The sequence below is a fragment of the Bartonella sp. MU37NMGALS genome, from assembly GCF_042194015.1.
In the GTDB taxonomy this organism is placed as follows: Bacteria; Pseudomonadota; Alphaproteobacteria; order Rhizobiales; family Rhizobiaceae; genus Bartonella; species Bartonella grahamii.
Genome location: NZ_JBHIML010000002.1, coordinates 1 through 21,983, shown reverse-complemented (window position 1 = coordinate 21,983; position 21,983 = coordinate 1). Strand labels below are relative to the sequence as shown.

Genomic DNA, 21,983 nt, shown 5'->3' with positions numbered 1-21,983 from the left:
CGTTTTTTTGAGATATAAGCTGTTTTTCGTTTAAATTTTCTTCTTTTTTATCTTGTTTGTTAACAGATATACACTCCACTTCCCCTCTTAACTTTTAGGTTAAAATCCTAAAGTTATCGCGCCTTGTATTTTGTATAGTTATAAAAATACAAGGGAAATTTATTCATGATACGTTGGGCCGTAAAACGTCATCCTTTAACGTTATATAGAGCACGCTCCACTTAACGAATAAAGCGTTTTCTAAAATGGAACAGCGAATAATGCTAAACTTTTCCCATCCATGTTTCGCTTCATAAACGCTTCTTCCAAGTGGAAAACATCACAACAAATATGCTCCAATTGATAAAGCTTAATCGCGTGAAAGAGCGACAACAGGGTCAAGCCGTGAAGCTTGCCGCGCTGGAGAAAAGCCAAAACATATTCCAATGAGGGTCGAAAAAGTAAGGGATAGGATGATCGAATCAATCGTATAAACCAAGTGGATAGGCGCCTTAAACAGAAGAAATAAACCACCGATAGAAAGCCCAAACAGAATCCCCAAACCACCACCAATGACACAAACCAAAACCGCTTCAATGAGAAACTGCTGCAAAATATCACTTTGGCGTGCACCAACTGCCATACGCACACCAATTTCATTGATCCGCTCAGAAACGGTGACCAGCATAATATTCATCACCCCAATACCACCCACAATCAGGGAAATCGCTGCAATTGAAGAAATTAAAAGTGTTAAGATATGTGTACTCTCCATGATACGTTCACGAAAGAATTCTGAATTTCTAATGAAAAAATCCTCTCCACCATGCCGCATAATGAGAAAACGTTTCACCATGTTTTCCGCTAAATGTGAATCGACATCATCAGCAATCCTAACGGTAATCGCACGAACTTCTGTTGTGCCAAGAAAACGCGTTTGCACTGTTGTATAGGGCAAATAAAGCTGTAATGTATTTGATGTATTTCCATTTGCGTTATTTTGTGAATCAACAACACCAATAATACGTGCTGGAACATTACCCACAAGCACCACTTTGCCAAGGGGGCTTTCATGGCTATGGGGAAAAAGAACAGACAATGCTTCTTTCTCAATCACGAGATCAACCGCCCGATCCTGCACACTTTTTTGATCAAAAAACTGTCCTTTGAAAACCTTAAGCCCCTGTGTCTGAAAGAATTGTTCTCCCACCCCCACAATGACGGCATTGACTTCAACTGCACCAAAACGCACTTTCGAGCTTGTTGAAATCTGAGGTGTTACACCAGAAACATAAGGTAACCCAGACAATGCTTCTGCATCAGCTTCAACAAGAGTTGTTATTTTCTCTGCTTGTGGATCAGAAAAACTTTTGCCAGGTAAAATTGTTAATGTATTAGCACCCAAGCTTTTAAAATTTTCCAAAATTTTCTCTCGTGTACCATTCCCCAAAGCGACCATAGCAATAATCGCCCCAATACCGATAATCACCCCAAGCATTGTTAAAAAAGTTCGCATTCGATGTGCATTCATTGCCAACAAAGCCATAACAAATGCCTCACGAAAACGTTCAACAAAAGACCGAAAAGAGCCAAGCTGTTGTTTAACTTTTAGTGTCTGTTTTTCGTAAAAAGACTGACTATCCGTTTTTATCTTTGCCCCCGCTGCTCTTTTCTTCGCAACCTTTGTCATACTGTCAGCAATAATTTCTCCATCACTGATTTCGATAATACGCTCCGCTCTTTTGGCCACCTGCATATCGTGAGTTACAATGATAATAGTACGACCTTCTTGATGAAGCTCATCCAAAATACGCAACACTTCCTGTCCACTCTGTTTATCCAGTGCACCTGTTGGCTCATCGGCAAGAATAACCTCCGCATTATTCATCAACGCTCGAGCAATAGACACCCGTTGTTGTTGACCACCTGAGAGTTGATTTGGACGATGATTCACCCGATCGCCCATGCCCAAGCGCGTTAAAAGATCTTGTGCACGCTTTTTCCTTGCTTCCACAGCACATCCTGCATAAATAGCCGGAATTTCAACATTCCCAAGAGCTGTCAATTCATTCAACAAATGATAGCGCTGGAAAATAAAACCAAAATGATTGCGCCGCAAAGCCGACAATTCATCAGCTGAAAGAGAGGCTGTTTCTTTCCCTGCAATCCAATAACGACCAGAAGTTGCCCGATCAAGACAGCCTAAGATATTCATTAATGTAGATTTTCCTGAACCAGAAGCTCCCACAATCGCTACCATTTCACCGCGCTTAATGGTAAGATTGATATCCTTCAAAACAGTAACAAATGTTTCGCCCGCTGGAAATTTACGTACAATATTTTCCAACACAAGGACAGCATCTGCTTGGTTTGTGTTCATGGCTTAAATCTCGTCTTCACTATGCACGTCAGAAGGTTCTGGCATCACCCCATCAGGCGAGCCGGTGATAACAACATCACCCTCATTCAGTCCTGAAACAATCTCTGCCATCACTTTATTATTCAAACCAACGCTCACCTGTTTAGTAACCACCTTGTTCCCCCCCTCCAAAACAGAAACCCATGCCTTATGCTCTTTTGTCTCATCGCGTAAAGCATCGCTTGGAACCAACAAAACATTTTGAGCACGCCCTAAGATAATATGAACTTGAGCAGTCATATAGGTTCGCAAAAAATTGTCCGCATTATCAACATGTAAAATTCCGTTATAATAAATAGCTGATGAGATTAAAGCACTAGACCCCCCTACCATACCAGGATTAATACTCACATCAGCACGAATTGCTTCAGGAGCCGGCTCTATCTTTTCTAAAACGCCCTCATAACGACGCTGCGAATTCCCTAAAACTGTAAAATAAAGTGGTTGTCCAGCTTGAACTTTAAGAACATCAGCTTCTGAGATTTGCGCCTTGATCGTCATCTTTGACAAATCGCCCAAAATAACAATTGTTGGCGCCGACTGAACCGCATTCACATTCTGTCCTTCTTCCACAACTGTTGCCAAAACCGTTCCCGCTGAAGGAGCAATGATGCGTGTATAACCTAAATTGACCTCTGCACTATCCACATCAATTTGTGCTTGCACAATCTGCTGTTGAAGTTGAGCAATTTGTGCCTCACGTATTTTTACTTGTGTCGCAGCATCATCGAGATTAGCCCGTGAAACCGCACGTGACTCGATCATTTTTTTCTGACGTGCTAAATTTTTCTGCGCAAGAGAAAGATGGGCTTCTTGTTCTACCAAACTCGCATAATAGTGAGATAATGCTGCTTTTTTTCTTTTTAAATCATTTTCTTGATCTGTAGGATCAATTTCTGCCAAGAGATCGCCTTCTTTCACAACACTCCCAGGAGAAACGCGCATTGACACCACACGCCCTGTTGCACGCGCACCAACAGCCACCAACCGATAAGGACGTACAAGACCAGAAGCTAAAACACTTTCCTCAATATCCCCACGCTTCACCACCGCGGTTATATAAGTTGGGCTAGATGTTCCAAAAACAACAGAACGCAACCATAAAAACAAGAGAAGAAGAAATATAGCAGCTAAAAAGAAAGAAAGTTTTTTGTGTTTTGTAATGAAATTTTTGAGTAGACTTTTTTTCATTTTCCTACCTTTGCACGCGAACGAGGTGCACCATCAACGACTTCCGGACGTGATACATCAACAACGCCATCCCAGCCCCCCCCCAATGCTTTCATCAACGTGATATATTGCGTAACCAAAGAAACACGGCTATCTTTAAGTGCCATTTGTGCAGAATAATAAGAGCGATCAGCGTTTAACAATTCAAGAAAACTGGTATTTCCATTCTCAAAAAGACTCCGTGAAAGTTTTAAGGAATGAAGAGAAGCTTTATTCGCAATGATCAGCTTTTCTAAGCGTTGATGTTCTTTAGTTAATCTTACCAGCGCATTTTCTACATCTTCTAAAGCTCCCAAAACAGCAGCCCGATAAGTAATAAAAGCTTGATCACGCTGTGCACGCGCTACCGCAATAGAAGCCTCAACCTGACCTCCATTAAAAAAAGGAAAACGCAAACCAGGCCCAAAAGACCAACCAATCGTTGAATTTTTCCATAACTGATCTATCGCCGTTGCGGCTGTCGAAATATTACCTGTTAAAGTAAGTGAGGGATAGCGATCTGCTTCACGTTGACCAATCCGCGCTGTCGCTTGCGCATATTGACGCTCTGCCCGTCGTAAATCCGGACGTGTTAACAAAATATCAGCTGGAATTCCTGCTGGTATCGGCCAGTGCGGTTGTGGAATCTTTGTATGCTTAGCATTTTTTTGTAAAAGAGCCTTCAATGCCGTAGGCACACGACCAGTTAAGACAGAAAGACGATGAACGCTCATTGCTAAATTCGCTTCCATCTGTGATATATCTGCTTCTGTATTTGCCATTTGTGCTTGCGCATTTGAAACATCGAGCTCAGAAACATCACCAGCTGTTAATCTAGCACGCATCAATTCATAGGTTTTACGTTGTGATACTGCAATTTGCCGCACAATTAACAATTTCTGTTGCCAACCACGCATTTGTACATAATTTGTTGCCACATCTCCTAACAATGTCACCATGGTAGCGCGCATATCTTCCACAGCCGCATCAAGACCATAACGCGCTGCTTCAACCGCTCGTTTATGCCCACCAAAAAAATCAAGCTCCCAGCTTGCATCAAAACCACTATGATATTGGTTTAACAATGCATCAGACTGTCCAGAATAACTACGGGTTCCTGAAATTGAATTGGACACATTTGGCAAAAGAGTTCCCACAACCTGTCCTAAACTCGCACGTGCCTCACGTACCCGAGCTTTGGCAACAGCAACATTATTATTTCCAGAAATCGCATAATCCATTAATGCATCTAGAACAGGGTCATTCAAACGCCGCCACCATCCGGCAAGCGCAACTGGCTGTCCTGCAGTCTGTGCAGATTTTTCTCCCCAAACTGCTGGAACACGAAAAGATGTTTTCTGGTAATTAGGACCAACCATACATCCTGACAAAAGCAAACACAACAAGACACAAGAAAGTAATCCACGAGAAGCGCCCCTTTTGAGATTTCTGATATACATCTAGTCTCCCGCATTCTTTCAGAATCATTATTTAATATTAATACTTTATTTACCTCTTATTTCAAACTTGACGTGAAAAATCAAATACAGTTTGCACAGGAATATGATCTGAAGGGCGTTCCCATCCGCGCGCATCACGAAAAATCGAAAGATCTACAACAAAAGGTGCTAAATCAGGAGAAGACCAAACATGATCAAGCCGCCGTCCATAATCGGTAAATGCCCAATCGCGTGCACGATAACTCCACCATGTATAAAGCTTGGTAGGAGCAGGAATATGAAACCGCATCAGATCAACCCATCCACCTTGACAACACAAGTCCTGTAAACGCTCGGTTTCAATGGGAGTATGGCTTACAACCTTCAACAATTGCTGATGAGACCAAACATCCTCTGCCAAAGGAGCAATATTTAAATCGCCCACCAAAAGAGAAGAAAGACCATCTCCTTGATCCGCACGTATAGAGGACATTTCTTCTAAAAAATCAAGCTTATGCCGAAATTTTTCATTCACATCAGCATCTGGAATATCTCCCCCAGCAGGAACATAAAAATTATGAATCCGCAAGCTTCTCCCATGGGCTTCCACAATAACTGAGATATAGCGGCAATCTTGGTTTTGGCAAAAGAAACGCTTTTCTACCTTTTTAAAAGGCAAACGAGAAATAATAGCCACCCCGTTATAAGATTTTTGTCCACTCAATGCGATATGCTTATAACCCGCTGCTTCAAAAGCCCCCACTGGAAATAAAGCATCTGGACATTTTGTTTCCTGTAGACACAAAACATCTGCGGAAAAGAGTTCCAAATACTGAAAAACCTGTACAAGACGCAAACGAATAGAATTAATATTCCAAGTTGCAATACGAAATAACATCCATTTCAATCCCAATGAAACAACACCGCACTATTTCTTCGAAGGAAGTGCAAACATTCCATTAGCGAAACGGACGTCTGTCCGCACATTCATAATCTGCACAGTAGTTTCCAAATTTTGTTGGTCAACAATTGTCCACTGCCGCAAAGCAGAGCCTTTAGAATCAAAAACCATCCTTATTTTCCCTGCCCCAATCGTTTTATCACGCAGAACAATCGTCACAGCCCCTGGATCTTCGCGAAATGCCAACAAGCGCCCAGAAGATATATCAATTTTATCAGCCAACAGAAACTTCATTGGCGTTTGCGAAAGTTGTGAAAAGTTCCAAGTATTCAAAGCCCGATTGTTAATACCTACAAATTGGCCATCTGCAATAATCTGTAAAGGCATTTTCTTATAAATAAAACGAATTTTCCCTGGGCGCTCTAAATAAAATGTCCCTTGGGACATTTTTCCCTTTGGACTAAACTGAATAAAATCACCTGTCATTGTCTTGATTGCCGCAAAGTGATTTACAACATTTTGCGCCTTTATCACTTTATCAGACGCTTGCGAAAAAACAGGAAAAGTTAAACACCAAAAGATAATAATTCCCACCAACCCAAAGACTCTTCTTTGCGGAAAAAAAGACGTTTTCATAAAAAATGCTCCCAAGCAATGTTTAATTGACTTTATAATTTATAACTTAAGTGATCAACGATGAATAAATACCCTTCTTTATAAAATAAAGATATTGTTTGAAAAAACTATCAAAAGATTTTTAAAAGTATTCTTCTTCGACAATCTCCAAAACTTTCCGCTTACCCACATCATTTTCTGGACTAATAATGCCTTCTCCTTCCATCCTTTCAATCAATGTTGCGGCACGGTTATAACCAATGCCTAAACAATGTTGAATATGAGAAGTTGAAGCACAATAGCAACAGCTTGACTATAGGGATCATCTGCTAAAGAAAAAGCCAAAGAAACATCCTTCTTTATTGCCTGCGGTATCGTTTCCAAATAATCAGTCTGCGTTTAAATTTCCGAAGGCATTCAAATTTCCCGCTTTTCTGCTGATTTTCTAAACGCATAATATATTCTTTATATATTCTTTCCCACCCCTAATCTGTGAAGCAATATAAATTATAGTCAATACATAACGGATTAAGTACTAAACATATATTGCTCGCGAACCTGAAAACTCCTTTAAGTGGCAAAAATGCTTTTTTGACTTCCTTCCAATCCAAAAGAATAAAAATTTTCACCCGAACCAGTCTGTAAACAGTTTGAAGTTTAGCAGATTTCACTTAGCTTCCCACCCCATATCATTCATCTATATAAGGCTCCACAGATAAGCCTTGCCCCTAAATATTTAGAGCGCACTTAAAAAGACACTTAAATATCAAGCCTTACATGCTTTTATACCCCTACACTCGCAATAACATTATTTTATACCAAGATATTGATTTATAATAAATTATCTTTTTAACTTAAATCATAACGCCAAATACAGGAAGATTCTCTCATCTCATACTCTCTCATATTGAATCAACTCAAATCATTTGCTTGCACGTTACAAGCAAGGTTGGTGTATGGATAAAAGTTATATAAGATAAAGAATCCCCTTATAAAGAGTCTCAAGTGCCAAGGAGCTATCGCAAATCGAGAACTGGTATATGAAAATACAGACTTTCTACGATACAGTAGGATAAACACTTGTTTTATAAGATGTTATAGAAAGCAACTATAAAGATTTTTCAAAAGCGTTCTTCTTCGGCAGGCACTAAAATTTCTCGTTTCCCTGCGTGATTTGCTGGACTAATGATACCTTCTTCTTCCATCCTCTCAATCAATGTAGCAGCACGGTTATAACCAATGCCTAAACGGCGTTGAATATAAGAAGTCGAAGCCTTACGATCACGAAGCACAATAGCAACAGCTTGGCTATAGGGATCATCTTCTGAAGGAGAAGCTAAAGAAACATCAGCACCATCCTCTTCAACTTCTTGCGTAATTGTTTCCAAATAATCAGGTCGTGCTTGCGCTTTGAGATGCGCAACAACCTGCTCCACTTCATCATCTGCAACAAAAGGACCATGCACACGTTGAACACGTCCTCCTCCCATCATAAAGAGCATATCTCCTTGTCCCAATAATTGCTCAGCCCCCTGTTCGCCCAAAATTGTTCGGCTATCGATTTTTGAACTTACAGAAAAAGAAATACGTGTAGGAAAATTGGCTTTGATCGTCCCAGTAATAACATCGACAGAAGGACGCTGCGTCGCCATAATCACGTGGATACCGGCAGCACGTGCCATTTGTGCCAAGCGTTGAACCGCGCCTTCAATGTCTTTACCAGCAACCATCATCAAATCAGCCATTTCATCAATAATGACAACAATATAGGGCATAGGACTAAAATCAAGTGTTTCCGTTTCATAAAGAGGCTCACCGGTCTCGCGATCAAATCCAACTTGAATTGTCCGCGCCATTGTCTCTCCCTGACTTGCTGCTTCCCTAAGACGTGCATTAAACCCATCAATATTACGAACGCCTAATTTTGACATTTTACTATAGCGCTCTTCCATTTCACGAACAGCCCACTTTAAAGCAATCACGGCTTTTTTAGGATCTGTCACCACGGGTGTTAATAAATGAGGAATGCCATCATAAACCGAAAGCTCAAGCATTTTCGGATCCACCATAATGAGACGACATTGTTCAGGTGTCATACGATAAAGCAATGATAAAATCATTGTATTGATAGCAACAGACTTTCCCGATCCTGTTGTACCAGCAACCAAAAGATGGGGCATTTTTGCTAAATCTGCAATAACAGCTTCCCCCCCGATTGTCTTACCTAAAGCAAGTCCTAGCTTTGCTTTGCTGTCAATAAATTCTTGCGCCTGCAACATTTCTCGTAAATAAACCATCTCACGCTTTGCATTAGGCAATTCTATTCCAATCACATTGCGTCCTGGAACCACCGCAACACGCGCTGAAATCGCACGCATCGAGCGTGCAATATCATCTGCCAAACCAATAATACGGGAAGACTTAATGCCAGCAGCCGGTTCAAATTCATACAAAGTCACCACAGGTCCAGGACAAGCATCAATAATTTGCCCTTTAACTCCAAAATCTAACAAAACCCCTTCAAGTTCCTGAGAATTTGCTCTTAAAACAGCAGGAGAAAGTTTTGCATCTCTAACAGACGGTGGTGGAACCGAAAGATAATCTACAAGAGGAAGAACAAAATCACCATTTGAAGAAGCTGTTAAAGACTTTTGATTTTTAACAGAAGCAACATAGGTTTTATTTTGATTTTCCTCACACTTTACTTTTTCACCCAAAAAAGTTGGCTCAATCCGATCAAATGGCTTTCCTTGCACCTTACTCTGAAAACGCCTTTTGAAACAGAAAAAACGAAAGAAACGCGCTTGTAAAAAATAAAAAAGATGTAAAAGAGCGCCAAAAGTTGTCGCAAAAAAACCATGATTTTCACGTTCATCCTCTGCAGCATATTCCGTATCTTCTTCCAATTCAAAAACTGGATTAACGATTGCATCTTTTGGAATGCTTTTTTCTTTTCTTTTCTTTGTTCGACGCCGCCATATCACATTGCCAGCAAAAGCAGCAGTGAAAAAACCTAAAAGAATAAAAACAACACTGAAAAACACCGTGTAAAGAGGAGAAAGAAAAAGAGGAAAAACTGAAGAAGCAACACTTAAAGCTTTATCTCCTAAAACCCCTCCCAATCCCATTGGCAATGGCCAATAAGTAAAAGAAGCAACAGGTGACATAAGGGCAAAAGCAATTAAAAAACAAATCGTTGATAGCGCCCATAAAAAAAAGCGCAAAGTCAAATTGTAGATATTCTTTTGCGCCAACAAGAGAAAAGACCAAAATAATGGCGGTAACAAAACAGCAAGACTTGCCAAGCCAAAAAACTGCATAATAAAATCTGAAAAAATTGCCCCCATCCACCCCATAAGGTTTGTAACCTCATTTGTACTTGCATGGGTTAAAGATGGATCCTCAACATTCCACGTCGCCAAAGCAAATACACAAAAAATAATAAAGCCCAAAAGCCCAAGCCCAATAAATACCCCTATCTGACGTAAAAACATCTCAATAAGACGCGAACCTTGAGAATTTCGCACTTCTAATGAATCATAAGGAGAAGAACTTCGGTGCATCTATCAATTCCAAATACAAAACTTTCATATTTTAAAGAGTTATAACTCTCTCTCGTAAAAAAGGATGAAGCTTAAACTCTGTGCCAATCTGTAAACAAATAACCTGTAAACAATCCGGCTTTTTATCTAGTCTAGCGCATTCTACCTTCTAACCACTTCATATCACTCATACATCACCACCCTAAGAGACTATCCTTCATAAGGCGCACAAAAAGCTCTCGCTGAATATTTTATCACACGATCAACCAAAAAACACCTCATGTGTAAAGTTTTACATGGGTCCTATAGGCACCTCCTAAACAGACGATGTTTTTTACGCTACATCATAATAACGGCAAAATATGAATACTGTTTTAACCATCACGAATGAACACAGTTTTTTTATTTATCATACTAACTAAATGTCCCCCTTCAGGACAGGCATACTAAAGTAATTCATACAACTTAAAAAAATACACGACCATCTTTGGTTATTTTTAGTTTTCTTTTTTATCAACCAAGTGTAAAAAGAATTGAAGAGGACATTCAAAAAAGCTTATCCGATAAATCTGTAAAATGAATCACATAAATGATGAAGCAGAAGAACTCTGAAAAACCAATCTGTCATCAGATTGGTGCCAAAAAGAAACCTCGTTTTGTAAAGTAGAAAGAAAAGTAAACGTTAAGATATTTTAGGCAATTTAAAAAGATATTCTTTTTTAAAAAAAGCAAACTGTAAACAATGGAAGAAGTATTGTGTGTTCTAATCGCAATAAAGACGTACAGCCCAATAAAAAAATTAAATCTCATAAAACGAAACAATGTGATCTGCTCATTGCAGGGGGGGCGGCTGTCGGTTTAACCTTAGCGATAGCACTCAAGCAAACAGCCCCTAATCTGAAAATAAAAATCGTTGATGCTGCTCCGCAAGGAGATACTCCTGCTTCTAACATACGAACCATTGCCCTTGCTGCCGCTTCTATTCGTATGTTAAAACAATTACAATGTTGGGAACCTATAAAACCCTATGCGCAACCCATTCATTCAATGATCATCACAGATACAAGCACAAGTGACCCTGTCAAACCCACTCTTTTAACCTTTGAAGGCGACATTAACCCTGGTGAGCCCTTTGCTTCTATGGTAGAGCAGAGAGAACTCATCAACACTTTAAAAAAACGTGTCAAAGATCTCAATATTCCTGTTATTGCAAACAAGCGTGTCATTGATTTTCATCAAGAAGACCAACATAAAACCGTCACTTTAAATAATGAAGAGGTTTGGCAAACAAAATTGCTTATTGCAGCCGACGGAGCCCATTCGAAATTACGCCAAAAAGCAGGTCTTAAAAACTTTTCTCATCCCTATAAACAAACAGCAATCATCTGCACAGTTGAACATGAAAAACCCCATAATGGTCAAGCAATTCAACATTTTTTACCTGCCGGTCCTTTTGCTCTTCTCCCTCTCAAAGGCAACCGATCTGCCATTGTGTGGAATGAAGATCATAAAACTGCGCAATATTATCTCAAAGCTAATGCCCTTATTTTTGAAACAGAACTCGAAAGACGCATTGGCCATCGGTTAGGCAAACTCTCTTGGGATGGCGAACGTCAAGCTTTTCCTTTGAGTCTTTCTTTAACACGTCAATGCGTTAAACCACGTTTTGCTCTCGTTGGCGATGCCGCCCATACCATCCACCCCATTGCAGGACAAGGACTCAACTTAGGATTACGCGATAGCGCTGCCCTCGCTGAAGTGATTATTGAAACAGCACGACTAGGTCTTGACATTGGCTCCCTCACTGCTTTAGAGCGCTATCAAAGCTGGAGACGTTTTGAAATTGTCCGTATGGCTTTAAGTAATGATTGGCTTAATAAACTCTTTTCTAATGATAGCCTTCTTTTACGGATGCTCCGCGATACTGGCCTTGGAATCATTAATCAAGCGCCAAAAATGAAAAAATATTTCATTCAAGAAGCTGCCGGACTCACTCCAAACGCCCCACGTCTCCTACACGGCTTCCCACTTTAAGAAAAAATTCATACTATTTCACTTTTTTACAACCTTTGCCTCCCTCCTTCAAAGAACAAAAAAACTCCTATCTCATCCAATCTGTTTACAAGCCGGATTCCTATCGAGTAATTCTCTCTTGACTTCCTCCTCCCATATTTCACTTCACATAAGACTCGACAAGCAAGCTACATTCTAAGAATATTCACCACGCACTGAAAAATAATGTCTCAAAGAGGTTGCCTTATATCACCACACCTTAAAAGAAGGCATTTCACGTCATAACGAAATAAACAAGACTTTTTAGCACACAACACTTTTATTTATAATAATAATTCATTATTCTCATATTGAATGAGAAATCTGAAGATCATAAAATACTCTTATTTCAAATCTCTCTCATGTTGAAGCAATCAAAATCATTCACTTGCACATCACAAGCGAAAGTATCGTATAAATAAAAAAAAATTAAACAAAGCAATAAAAAGCCTCCCCCTCTCAAGTACCAAGTGCTTTAGCAACAGTGGAAGCAAGTAAAGTGTATAATGGCGCCAGCTTACACTTTTTATTGAAGTAAAAAATGGTGGACTACAATGGATCTTATGTAATCATAGGGACTTTCACGTTATACTATTCACGAGAAACGCCATAAAATAAGCTTAGCTGCATTTGAAAAATTTTTCTTTTAAAACAAGCGCGTAAATTGGCAACACAACTGTATTCCGTTTGGGGTATTCTGTTCCTCAGACAAACCCTTTAACTTATTGTGGAATACCACACAATTTTAGAAAAAATATTCTGATATATAACAAAGTGTTCCGTACTCTATACCATCACACACAATTGTAAACCTGCATATCACCCCCTATTTCACACCATAAAAGAAGATAAACCGCAATAGAAATGACTCAATCCTTTTATTTTCAAATACACTCTTTATTCATTATTCATAAACGCTCATAAATGAATTTTAATCACAAACGCTCAGAAATATGTCATAAATTCTATAAAACCCATAACAGCCATAGAAATTTTCCATTTTTCTACACACTCACTCATCCCAACGAACGATAAATAAAGTAAATGCCTCATATATAATCTTACAAAAAAAAGACCAAACAAAATCTATAACATCAGGCTTATTCTACAGAACAGTATTTCAAAAATATAAGTATGCTAATTTATTAACATATTAATTGATAAAATTATCATTTTACATATTGAGTTAAAATCCCTATGCAATAAATTATTCTCATTTCGACCATTTTTGTAAATAATCAATAAAACTCTTTATTTACATAGACTAAAAAGAGCAACGTTAATGAAACGATAAAAAGAAGTAAAACATCCCCCTCTCTCAAATGCCAAAAGCAATTACAATATTTCAATCTGGCATCATCATTATGCTTGCCAGATTATAACAACAAGACCTTTTGTATTTAAATAAATTTGTTCACGCTCCCTATTGTTGTATTTGGTAACTCAATACTTTAATATATTTGTTCAGTATGTTTATACAATCAAATTACCCAAAAGAGCATACTTCTTGCATTTACATTCCCTAGTATTCCCTTATCTTGTAAATATCGCACACGTGTTACGTTACTTCGAGTTCATCAAGTGTATACCCATTCTCCAACCACTCTTTAATCCACTTAGGTCTACGTCCACGCCCATTCCATAATTCCCATTGGTTATTGGGATTTCTATAATGGCGCTCTTTGCTCACAAGATCAGCGATATCAATTCCATGGGCATTAGCAATTTCAAGAATTTTTCGTCGCGCATTTTGCTTTTCCTTTGCTTGCCGTTTTTTTAATTCCACATCGATTTGTGTACGCATCTCTTGTAGCTCATCAAAATTCATATTCTTGAGATCATTCACCTTAATTACTCCCCTTGCAAAAAAGAATTTCTTTTTGCCATATTTTAAACACAATTATAGACAATTTCTGTCTATTTATTATCGAAATTAAAACTACGATACATATATCACTTTGACGGAGATGTGCTTTGGACCACAAAGAACTGTTTATTGGTACATCAATTACCATCACTGCATCTTTTTTCAGTTCAATTACTGGAACTACTAAATGCAGTGCTCAAACACCATCACACCTCTCTGACTCTCATGAATCAGGTGTCAAAAGTAAATATAAATCGTCACTCTATAAATTATGGCAATACGCAACAAAGAACAAGCCCTCTCTGTATAATGATAGTGTAGTTCATTATGACAATAAAACCTCCCCTTACACACAACGGCTTTTTACTTCGTATAAATTTTTTTTGAAAAGATTTTTGCAACCAGAGAATTATGTAAAACAAGCAGCTTCAATACAGTATCAAAGATTATTATTTTTTAAAAGCAGCGCCTTTTTTCGTGATTCCAATAATATTGGTTGGCATAACGTGCTCTATTTTATTCCGCACTTTTATCTTGTTGGTTGGATACTCGCATATATTAGAAATATTTTTAGAAGAGAACAAAACAATAATCACAAGGAATATTCTAAGCTAAACAATCTCGTTCTGCAAATTTATAAAATCAAAAAACAACGAGAAAATGCACCACAAAGAATGAGCATTTGTATTAATAAAATTCTTCGTAATAAGGTGTATTGCTAATGATTGTTCCAGATTTCACATTTTTTGCTGCTGCATACATATCCAATACGCCCCCCATAGCATTTTCAGTTGTTGCCGAACAAGAAGCGCGGGACAATGTCTATGTAACAGATGATAAAGATAACTTGTTCTATCAATCATCTCAGCTTAAGGAAACAATCGCAACAGCTGAACAGAGTGAACATAATTTTAACATAATTTTAGAGCAAATTGGTGTTGGAAATGTGAAATTGTTTTCTCTTTTTGATGCATTTGATTTTTGCAGAAATCTTACAGCTGCACAAAGCGCTTTAACTTACTGCTATGAACAAACAACATCAAAGTGCGTCTTTGAAAAAGCGACTTTGCAGTCTGTGCTGAATTTTTACAATACAGAAAACTCAAGCCACACCCGTACGCAAAAAGTTACTTCATATATTGGAGTAAGAGCTGCTGTACGAGGAAATGAAGACTTGCAGGAGCCTGTAAAGCTTAAAAAAGAAGAACCAGAACAGGCAACTAAAGTAGATTCTCTTCCTCTCTCTTCAAAGGGAGAAGAAGATGCGTTTACACGTAAAGAAAGTGGTACCAGCGATGCTTTTTCGGTTGAAGATTCTTCTTCATCGAGAGGCTCGCTAGAGTGACAGCTGATATTTTCACAAAACTCTAGAGTTTTAATAGGATATTATAATGAAAGGTAGATAAGAAAATGTTAAAGCTCTAATTAGTAAGATTGGACAAAATCTCTTCTAATTGAGGGCAAAGATAATGAAAATGATAGAACAAAACAGTGTTGATATAGCATTTAGTCAAAAAGCAGCGCGTGAGATTACAGTCGTGATGCTTTCAGAAAGAGAATGGTATTTTACGTTTATTTCCGATGATCCAATCACCGGAAAGTCAAATAAATATACGTTACTTACACAAAGAGGAAAATTAAGAACTTGGGCTGATCCAAAATATCTCTTTAAGTTTCTTCATGAACGAGGGGTCATTTGTGGGAGTTTTAATCTTAATCAGGATAAAGAACATGAAACAATTAAATATTCTTCACACAACAGCTCGTAATAAAATTGCTGCATTTTCAGCAGCTTTGACCATATTTTTTATGAATAGTTCTGCTCATGCACAAGCCCAAGCACAAACTTTACAAAATGCGGAAAAAGCTCTAAAGGATTTACAAGGCGATATTCAAAAAATTATACCTATTGCTGCTGCTGTTATACTATTATGCTTAGCAATTGGTTATGCAGGACGCTATATCGAAAAAGATACATTTGTGCGGTGGGCGATCGGCGTTGTCATTGCAGGTTCTGCAGCCCAGCTTGTTTCACTGCTATTTAAGCCATAATGGCATTAATTATAAATTTAAAGTACAATGTGTTTGTTTATATAGAAATATTATCTAGATTTTAATATAGAGTGAAATATGCAAAAATTAATTAATCTCAAATCGAAAAATAACAACAAAATCATCACAATTTCTGCAGCTGTGACTGCGCTCTTTATGAATAGTTCTGCTCATGCACAACAAGCAGCCGTTTTAACAAATGCATCGAACGCTCTAACAGGTTTACAGACAGACTTGAAGGTGATTATCCCTATTGCTGCTGCCGTTATACTTTTGTGCTTAGCAATTGGCTATGCGGGACGCTACATCGGAAAAGACACATTTGTACGGTGGGCAATCGGGGTCGTTATCGCAGGTTCTGCAACCCAGCTTGTTTCACTGCTATTTAAGCCATAATGGCATTAATTATAAATTTAAAGTACAATGTGTTTGTTTATATAGAAATATTATCTAGATTTTAATAAGAGTGAAATATGCAAAAATTAATTAATCTCAAATCGAAAAGTAACAACAAAATCATCGCAATTTCTGCAGCTGTGACTGCACTCTTTATGAATAGTTCTGCTTATGCTCAAGCTGCCGTTTTAACAAATGCATCGAAAGCTCTAACAGACTTACAGACAGACTTAAAAGTGATTATCCCCATCGCTGCTGCCGTTATACTGTTGTGCTTAGCAATTGGCTATGCAGGACGCTACATCGGAAAAGACACATTTGTACGGTGGGCAATCGGTGTTGTCATCGCGGGTTCTGCAACCCAACTTGTTACTCTGCTATTTAAAACAGTGTAATAATGGCATCAATTATAAAACACGGTATGTTTATTTATATAAAAATATTATCTAAATTTTAATAAGAGTGAAATATGCAAAAGTTAATTAGTGTTCAATCGAAAAGTAACAACAAAATCATCGCAATTTCTGCAGCTATGACTGCGTTCTTTATGAATAGTTCTGCTTACGCCGCCAAAGCGAGTGTTTTAACAAATGCAGAGGGCGCTTTAGAAGGTTTACAGACAGACTTAAAAGTAATTATCCCTATTGCTGCTGCCGTTATACTTTTATGTTTAGCAATTGGCTATGCAGGACGCTACATCGGAAAAGACACATTTGTACGGTGGGCAATCGGTGTTGTTATCGCAGGTTCTGCAACCCAACTTGTTACATTGCTATTTAAAACAGCATGATAATAGCGTTAATTATAAAATACAATATGTTTATTTATATAAAAATATTATCTAGATTTTAATAAGAGTGAAATATGCGAAAATTAATTAATCTCAAATCAAAAAATAACAACAAAATCATCGCAATTTCTGCAGCTATGACTGCGTTCTTTATGAATAGTTCTGCTTACGCCGCCAACGCGAGCATTTTAACAAATGCAGAAAGCGCTTTAGACGGTCTAAAAGGCGATATTCAAAAAATTATCCCTATTGCTGCTGCCGTTATACTGTTGTGCTTAGCAATTGGCTATGCAGGACGCTACATCGGAAAAGACACATTTGTACGATGGGCAATCGGTGTTGTCATCGCAGGTTCTGCAACCCAACTTGTTACATTGCTATTTAAAGCAGCGTAATAATGGCGTTAATTATAAATAATACAACACGATACGTTTATACGATAAACAACCAGTATTATTATCGTGCTCTCTACAACCAAACTTACTTCAATACTATTGAAAGGTGATTCATGAATCAGTATAATACGTAATGTTTTTAACATCCATCGGTTATTAGGTGAGTACCAGTAATAATGTAGTCATACTGAAAAAAGGAATATTACTTATAGCAACTTTAATTAAAGGGGATAAAGGATATGAAACAATCGAATACGTTTCAAGCGAAGACGTGCAACAGGATTAATGTTATTATTATCACTTCAATGATGTTATTAATAACGCAATCTGCATATGCTCAGACGGAAACTGAAAGCTTGGATGCCTTCATAGGAATGCAATATGGGTTAAGTATACTTATTCCTATCGTCGCCATCATTATTCTTTTATTTCTTTTGCTTATTTATATATTTCGCATCATCGCAAGAGCTACATTTATACGATGGGCATTTAGCGTCATTATTGCTGGTGCAGCCTTTTATATTAGCCACATATTATTTCACCTCCACTGACAAGAGCACCCCATGAAATCACAAGAACAAAAAGTATTTCCCCTATTCAAAGGAGCAACACGTGTTCCAACGATATGGGGTGTCCCCATGATGCCATTTATCGTTATGGTTATGGGGGTCGCTGTTATTGCTATGACAGTAAGTATCTTTTTGTGGATTATGGCACCTCCATTATGGTTCATTATGGTGCAAATCACTAAAAACGATGATAAGGCGTTTCGTATCTGGTGGTTATGGATCGATACTAAATTTCGCAATCGCAACAAAGGTTTTTGGGGCGCATCAAGTTATAGTCCCTCTGATTATAGTAAAAGGAGATAAACATGACAGTTGTTGAAAGTAGCAAACGCCTTGCATCAGAGACACCTGTAAGCCTGTTTCTGCCTTATTCACATCATATTACAGATACGATTATTTCTACTAAAAATGCGGAATATTTGTCAATTTGGAAAATTGATGGGCGTTCGCATCAAAGCGCTTCAGAAGAAGATATTTTTCAATGGATAAAAGAGCTTAACAATACTCTACGGGGTCTTGCATCAGCCAATTTATCATTTTGGACGCATATTGTGCGCCGTCGTGTTTATGAATATCCCGATTCAACATTTGATCAAATGTTTTGCTATCAACTTGATGAAAAATATCGGCAAAGCTTTACTGGTTATAATTTGATGGTCAATGATTTATATCTGACTGTCATTTTTCAACCGATAGCGGATAAAATTATGTCGTTCTTTTCTCAACATGAACGTGAAACGCTTGATCAAAAAAAGATGCGACAAGACACATGTATCAAAGAACTCAATGACATCAACCGTACTTTAGGCCAATCTTTAAACCGTTACGGTGCAGAACTTCTTGGTGCTTATGAAAAAAATGGGCATGTTTATTCTTCTGCACTTGAATTCCTTGGAATGCTTGTCAATGGTGAATATCGCCCTATGCCAATTTGCCATGACCGTTTTTCCGACTATATGTCTATCAATCGACCTTTTTTCTCAAAATGGGGTGCTCTTGGTGAACTGCGAACAACCAGTGGAATGCGTCGATTTGGAATGCTGGAAATTAAAGAATATGATGCAACAACCAAACCAGGACAATTAAATGTTTTGTTGGAAAGTGACTTCGAGTTCGTTTTGACGCAGAGCTTTTCAGTACTCTCCAGACATGCTGCTAAAGACTATTTACAACGGCATCAGCGTAATCTCATTGATGCAAGAGATGTGGCAACAAGCCAAATTGAACAAATTGATGAAGCACTAAACCAGCTTATCAGTGGACATTTTGTCATGGGAGAACATCACTGCACATTGACTATCTATGGTGATACAATTCAACAAGTTCGCGACCATATGGCCAAAGCAAGTGCAGCATTACTAGACGTTGCGGTACTGCCCAAACCTGTAGACTTAGCGATAGAGGCTGGCTATTGGGCACAACTTCCTGGCAATTGGAAATGGAGACCACGTCCTGCTCCGATTACATCATTGAACTTTTTATCATTTTCATCTTTTCATAATTTTATGTCAGGAAAACCCACTGGAAACCCATGGGGACCAGCCGTCACAATTCTTAAAACAACCAGTAAAACACCGCTTTATTTCAATTTTCATGCCTCCAAACTTGAAGAGGATTCGACAGATAAACGTTTACTTGGAAATACCGCACTTATCGGACAATCTGGTTCCGGTAAAACCGTGTTACTTGGCTTTTTGTTAGCACAAGCACAAAAATTTAAGCCGACAACTGTTGTTTTTGATAAAGATCGTGGCATGGAAGTTGCCATTCGAGCGATGGGTGGAAAATATTTAACATTCAAGCCTGGCAGGAGAAGTGGGTTCAATCCTTTCCAACTCCCACCCACACAAGAAAATCTTATTTTTCTGAAACAATTTGTTAAAAAATTGGCAGAAGCTGGTGGTGAGGTCACGCATCACGACGAAGAAGAAATTAACAAAGCGGTTATGTCTGTTATGAGTGCTAACATTGACCGATCACTCCGTCGTTTGTCCTTTCTGGTACAATTTTTACCAAATCCACGTTTAAGTGATTATAATGCTCACCCATCTGTTCATGCTCGCTTACTAAAATGGTGTGAAGGTGGTGATTATGGATGGTTATTTGATAATCCCCATGATGCTCTTGATCTCTCAACACATCAAATTTACGGCTTTGATATAACGGAATTTTTAGATAATTTTGAAACTCGCACCCCTGTGATGATGTACTTGCTTTACCGCACAGAGGGCATGATTAGCGGACAGCGATTTATGTATATCTTCGATGAGTTTTGGAAGCCTTTGCAAGATCCGTACTTTGAAGATTTAGCGAAAAATAAACAAAAGACTATCCGTAAACAAAATGGTATTTTTGTTTACGCAACACAAGAGCCTAGCGATGCCTTGGAAAGTAATATTGCCAAAACACTCATTCAACAGTGTGCGACTTACATTTTTCTAGCCAATCCCAAAGCAAACTATGAAGATTATACAAAAGGCTTTAAACTAACAGATACTGAATTTGAACTCGTTAAAGGACTTGGTGAGTTTAGTCGCCAATTCCTCATTAAGCAGGGTGATCAATCTGCGCTTGCAGAACTGAATCTTGGTAAATTCCATCTGACAAGCGATGGAAAAACCATCGAACGCGACTTTAGTGACGAGCTATTGGTTTTATCAGGTACACCTGATAACGCAGAATTAGCCGAAAGCATTATCGCGGAAGTTGGTGATGATCCGGCAATATGGTTACCAATTTTCTTACATCACGCAAAAAATGACAGGAGGGAAACATGAAAAAAAATGTCATTTCAATAGTAGTTGTAATAACTTTAGGGATTTCAGACCCAGCAATGGCTTGGGTTTGGGGCGCTGGAGCAGCAGATTTGGGAGCATCAGTTCCAACGACGTGGCCCAATTTTTTTGGAGGTTCATCTTCAAATACATCAACGCCTAAGAAACCTTCACAACCTGATACCCAACTTCTCGATATGCTAAAAAAACAACTTGAGAAAACAAAAAAGATACACGAGTCTATAACGGGAAGCCAAAAGTTCGACACTAAAAAACTTAAAAATGCACAAACAGATCACAGCAGTTTTTTTCTCAAAAATCCAGAGACGCTCTACAATAGAAATAAATCTTCTGCTCTAGCTACATCACTTGAAAATATTTTAAAAGAAGAAGAGATTCCTATCCCTATCCATGAATCTAGCAGTTTTATCAACAAGCGTATCCAATATGCAGCCATAACTGATAAAGCCGTAAGTTTAAAGACTTTCGAAGAAGCAAACAATCGTTTTCAGCAAATTGAAGAACTATTAAATGAAATCAAGACAACAAAAGATCTAAAGAGTATTGCTGAGTTACAAGCACATATAATTGGAATGCTCGCTAAGCTACAAAATGAAACAGCAAAACTACAAATGGTCACACATTTACGCAACGCTGAACATGCACTTATTAAACAGCAGAAGGACAAGCATAACATAAAAATTTTGAATAATAAAAACACGCAAATGCCTACCATAAGATTTATTAGATAAGGCCTTTTATAACAATATTTCGTGTATTATTTTTCCTGTATGCTCGTGAAAAGAAAAGGTTAGTGCATAATATTCAGTTCTCTCTCATAGACTGAAAAGATGTACGAAGTTTAATTCTATCCTAAAAAACTCAACAAGAAATACTCAAAAATCATATAAAAAGTTGAAAATTCGTTAAAGAGGAATTCCATGGACTTTACAGTGTTCACGCAACTTTTCAATAAAATTGATC

Annotated in this window: 20 protein-coding genes and 1 pseudogene; 13 read left to right on the top strand and 8 right to left on the bottom strand. The window is 38.2% G+C overall.

Annotation, left to right across the window (positions count from 1 at the left end; translation table 11 throughout):
- Positions 1-349: 349 nt before the first annotated feature.
- From ACFIJP_RS01470 to ACFIJP_RS01440, 7 genes and pseudogenes are all read right to left on the bottom strand, one after another.
- Positions 350-2,359 (bottom strand): MacB family efflux pump subunit, encoded by a 2,010-nt coding sequence (locus tag ACFIJP_RS01470; protein WP_375625214.1) that lies wholly within the window; start codon positions 2,357-2,359, stop codon positions 350-352.
- Between the two features lie 3 nt (positions 2,360-2,362).
- The gene (locus ACFIJP_RS01465) at positions 2,363-3,589 is read right to left on the bottom strand and encodes an efflux RND transporter periplasmic adaptor subunit (RefSeq protein WP_375625213.1); all 1,227 of its coding nucleotides are present in this window, start codon (positions 3,587-3,589) and stop codon (positions 2,363-2,365) included.
- Positions 3,586-5,067 (bottom strand): efflux transporter outer membrane subunit, encoded by a 1,482-nt coding sequence (locus ACFIJP_RS01460; RefSeq protein WP_375625212.1) that lies wholly within the window; start codon positions 5,065-5,067, stop codon positions 3,586-3,588. Before ACFIJP_RS01460 ends, ACFIJP_RS01465 begins: the two co-directional genes overlap by 4 nt.
- A 61-nt stretch (positions 5,068-5,128) precedes the next feature.
- Positions 5,129-5,944: an exodeoxyribonuclease III gene (locus ACFIJP_RS01455; RefSeq protein WP_375625211.1), complete on the bottom strand. Its 816-nt coding sequence runs from the start codon at positions 5,942-5,944 to the stop codon at positions 5,129-5,131.
- Between the two features lie 30 nt (positions 5,945-5,974).
- Positions 5,975-6,583 carry an outer membrane lipoprotein carrier protein LolA gene (locus ACFIJP_RS01450; protein ID WP_375625210.1) on the bottom strand — a complete coding sequence of 203 codons (609 nt, stop codon included), beginning with the start codon at positions 6,581-6,583 and terminating at the stop codon, positions 5,975-5,977.
- Between the two features lie 121 nt (positions 6,584-6,704).
- A pseudogene (locus ACFIJP_RS01445) lies at positions 6,705-6,952 on the bottom strand (DNA translocase FtsK); the annotation flags it as partial.
- A 731-nt stretch (positions 6,953-7,683) separates the two neighbouring features.
- Positions 7,684-10,125, bottom strand: a complete 2,442-nt coding sequence (locus tag ACFIJP_RS01440) for a DNA translocase FtsK 4TM domain-containing protein (protein WP_375625209.1) — start codon at positions 10,123-10,125, stop codon at positions 7,684-7,686.
- A gap of 735 nt (positions 10,126-10,860) precedes the next feature.
- On the opposite strand from ACFIJP_RS01440, the gene ACFIJP_RS01435 reads away from it, so the two are divergent.
- Positions 10,861-12,138: a ubiquinone biosynthesis hydroxylase gene (locus ACFIJP_RS01435; RefSeq protein ID WP_375625208.1), complete on the top strand. Its 1,278-nt coding sequence runs from the start codon at positions 10,861-10,863 to the stop codon at positions 12,136-12,138.
- Between the two features lie 1,576 nt (positions 12,139-13,714).
- On the opposite strand, the gene ACFIJP_RS01430 is transcribed toward ACFIJP_RS01435, so the two are convergent.
- A complete protein-coding gene (locus ACFIJP_RS01430) occupies positions 13,715-14,002 on the bottom strand; it encodes an H-NS family nucleoid-associated regulatory protein (RefSeq protein WP_015857007.1) in 288 nt (95 codons plus the stop codon).
- A 128-nt stretch (positions 14,003-14,130) separates the two neighbouring features.
- Between ACFIJP_RS01430 and ACFIJP_RS01425 the strand changes: the two genes are divergently transcribed.
- From ACFIJP_RS01425 to ACFIJP_RS01370, 12 genes are all read left to right on the top strand, one after another.
- Positions 14,131-14,745 (top strand): hypothetical protein, encoded by a 615-nt coding sequence (locus ACFIJP_RS01425; RefSeq protein WP_375625207.1) that lies wholly within the window; start codon positions 14,131-14,133, stop codon positions 14,743-14,745.
- Positions 14,745-15,368, top strand: a complete 624-nt coding sequence (locus tag ACFIJP_RS01420; protein WP_375625206.1) for a TrwN protein — start codon at positions 14,745-14,747, stop codon at positions 15,366-15,368. Before ACFIJP_RS01425 ends, ACFIJP_RS01420 begins: the two co-directional genes overlap by 1 nt.
- Before the next feature lie 124 nt (positions 15,369-15,492).
- Positions 15,493-15,792, top strand: coding sequence for a KorA family transcriptional regulator (gene korA / locus ACFIJP_RS01415; RefSeq protein WP_375625205.1), 300 nt, complete (start codon positions 15,493-15,495; stop codon positions 15,790-15,792).
- Positions 15,755-16,075: a VirB2 family type IV secretion system major pilin TrwL gene (gene trwL / locus ACFIJP_RS01410; RefSeq protein WP_375625204.1), complete on the top strand. Its 321-nt coding sequence runs from the start codon at positions 15,755-15,757 to the stop codon at positions 16,073-16,075. The genes korA and trwL (ACFIJP_RS01410) overlap by 38 nt, the downstream gene beginning before the upstream one ends.
- A gap of 78 nt (positions 16,076-16,153) precedes the next feature.
- Positions 16,154-16,471 (top strand): VirB2 family type IV secretion system major pilin TrwL, encoded by a 318-nt coding sequence (gene trwL / locus ACFIJP_RS01405; RefSeq protein WP_375625203.1) that lies wholly within the window; start codon positions 16,154-16,156, stop codon positions 16,469-16,471.
- 77 nt (positions 16,472-16,548) lie between these two features.
- The gene (gene trwL / locus ACFIJP_RS01400) at positions 16,549-16,866 is read left to right on the top strand and encodes a VirB2 family type IV secretion system major pilin TrwL (RefSeq protein WP_375625202.1); all 318 of its coding nucleotides are present in this window, start codon (positions 16,549-16,551) and stop codon (positions 16,864-16,866) included.
- 74 nt (positions 16,867-16,940) lie between these two features.
- On the top strand, positions 16,941-17,261 hold the full coding sequence (gene trwL, locus ACFIJP_RS01395; RefSeq protein ID WP_375625201.1) for a VirB2 family type IV secretion system major pilin TrwL: 321 nt from the start codon (positions 16,941-16,943) through the stop codon (positions 17,259-17,261).
- Between the two features lie 74 nt (positions 17,262-17,335).
- Entirely contained in the window at positions 17,336-17,656 is a 321-nt protein-coding gene (gene trwL, locus ACFIJP_RS01390; RefSeq protein ID WP_375625200.1) for a VirB2 family type IV secretion system major pilin TrwL, read from the top strand.
- Positions 17,657-17,895: 239 nt separating this feature from the next.
- Positions 17,896-18,207 carry a conjugal transfer protein gene (locus ACFIJP_RS01385; RefSeq protein WP_375625199.1) on the top strand — a complete coding sequence of 104 codons (312 nt, stop codon included), beginning with the start codon at positions 17,896-17,898 and terminating at the stop codon, positions 18,205-18,207.
- A 12-nt stretch (positions 18,208-18,219) separates the two neighbouring features.
- On the top strand, positions 18,220-18,528 hold the full coding sequence (locus tag ACFIJP_RS01380; RefSeq protein WP_375625198.1) for a type IV secretion system protein VirB3: 309 nt from the start codon (positions 18,220-18,222) through the stop codon (positions 18,526-18,528).
- Positions 18,529-18,530: 2 nt separating this feature from the next.
- Positions 18,531-21,002 (top strand): VirB4 family type IV secretion/conjugal transfer ATPase, encoded by a 2,472-nt coding sequence (locus tag ACFIJP_RS01375; RefSeq protein WP_375625197.1) that lies wholly within the window; start codon positions 18,531-18,533, stop codon positions 21,000-21,002.
- Positions 20,999-21,751: a type IV secretion system protein gene (locus ACFIJP_RS01370; RefSeq protein WP_375625196.1), complete on the top strand. Its 753-nt coding sequence runs from the start codon at positions 20,999-21,001 to the stop codon at positions 21,749-21,751. The genes ACFIJP_RS01375 and ACFIJP_RS01370 overlap by 4 nt, the downstream gene beginning before the upstream one ends.
- Positions 21,752-21,983: the final 232 nt, after the last annotated feature.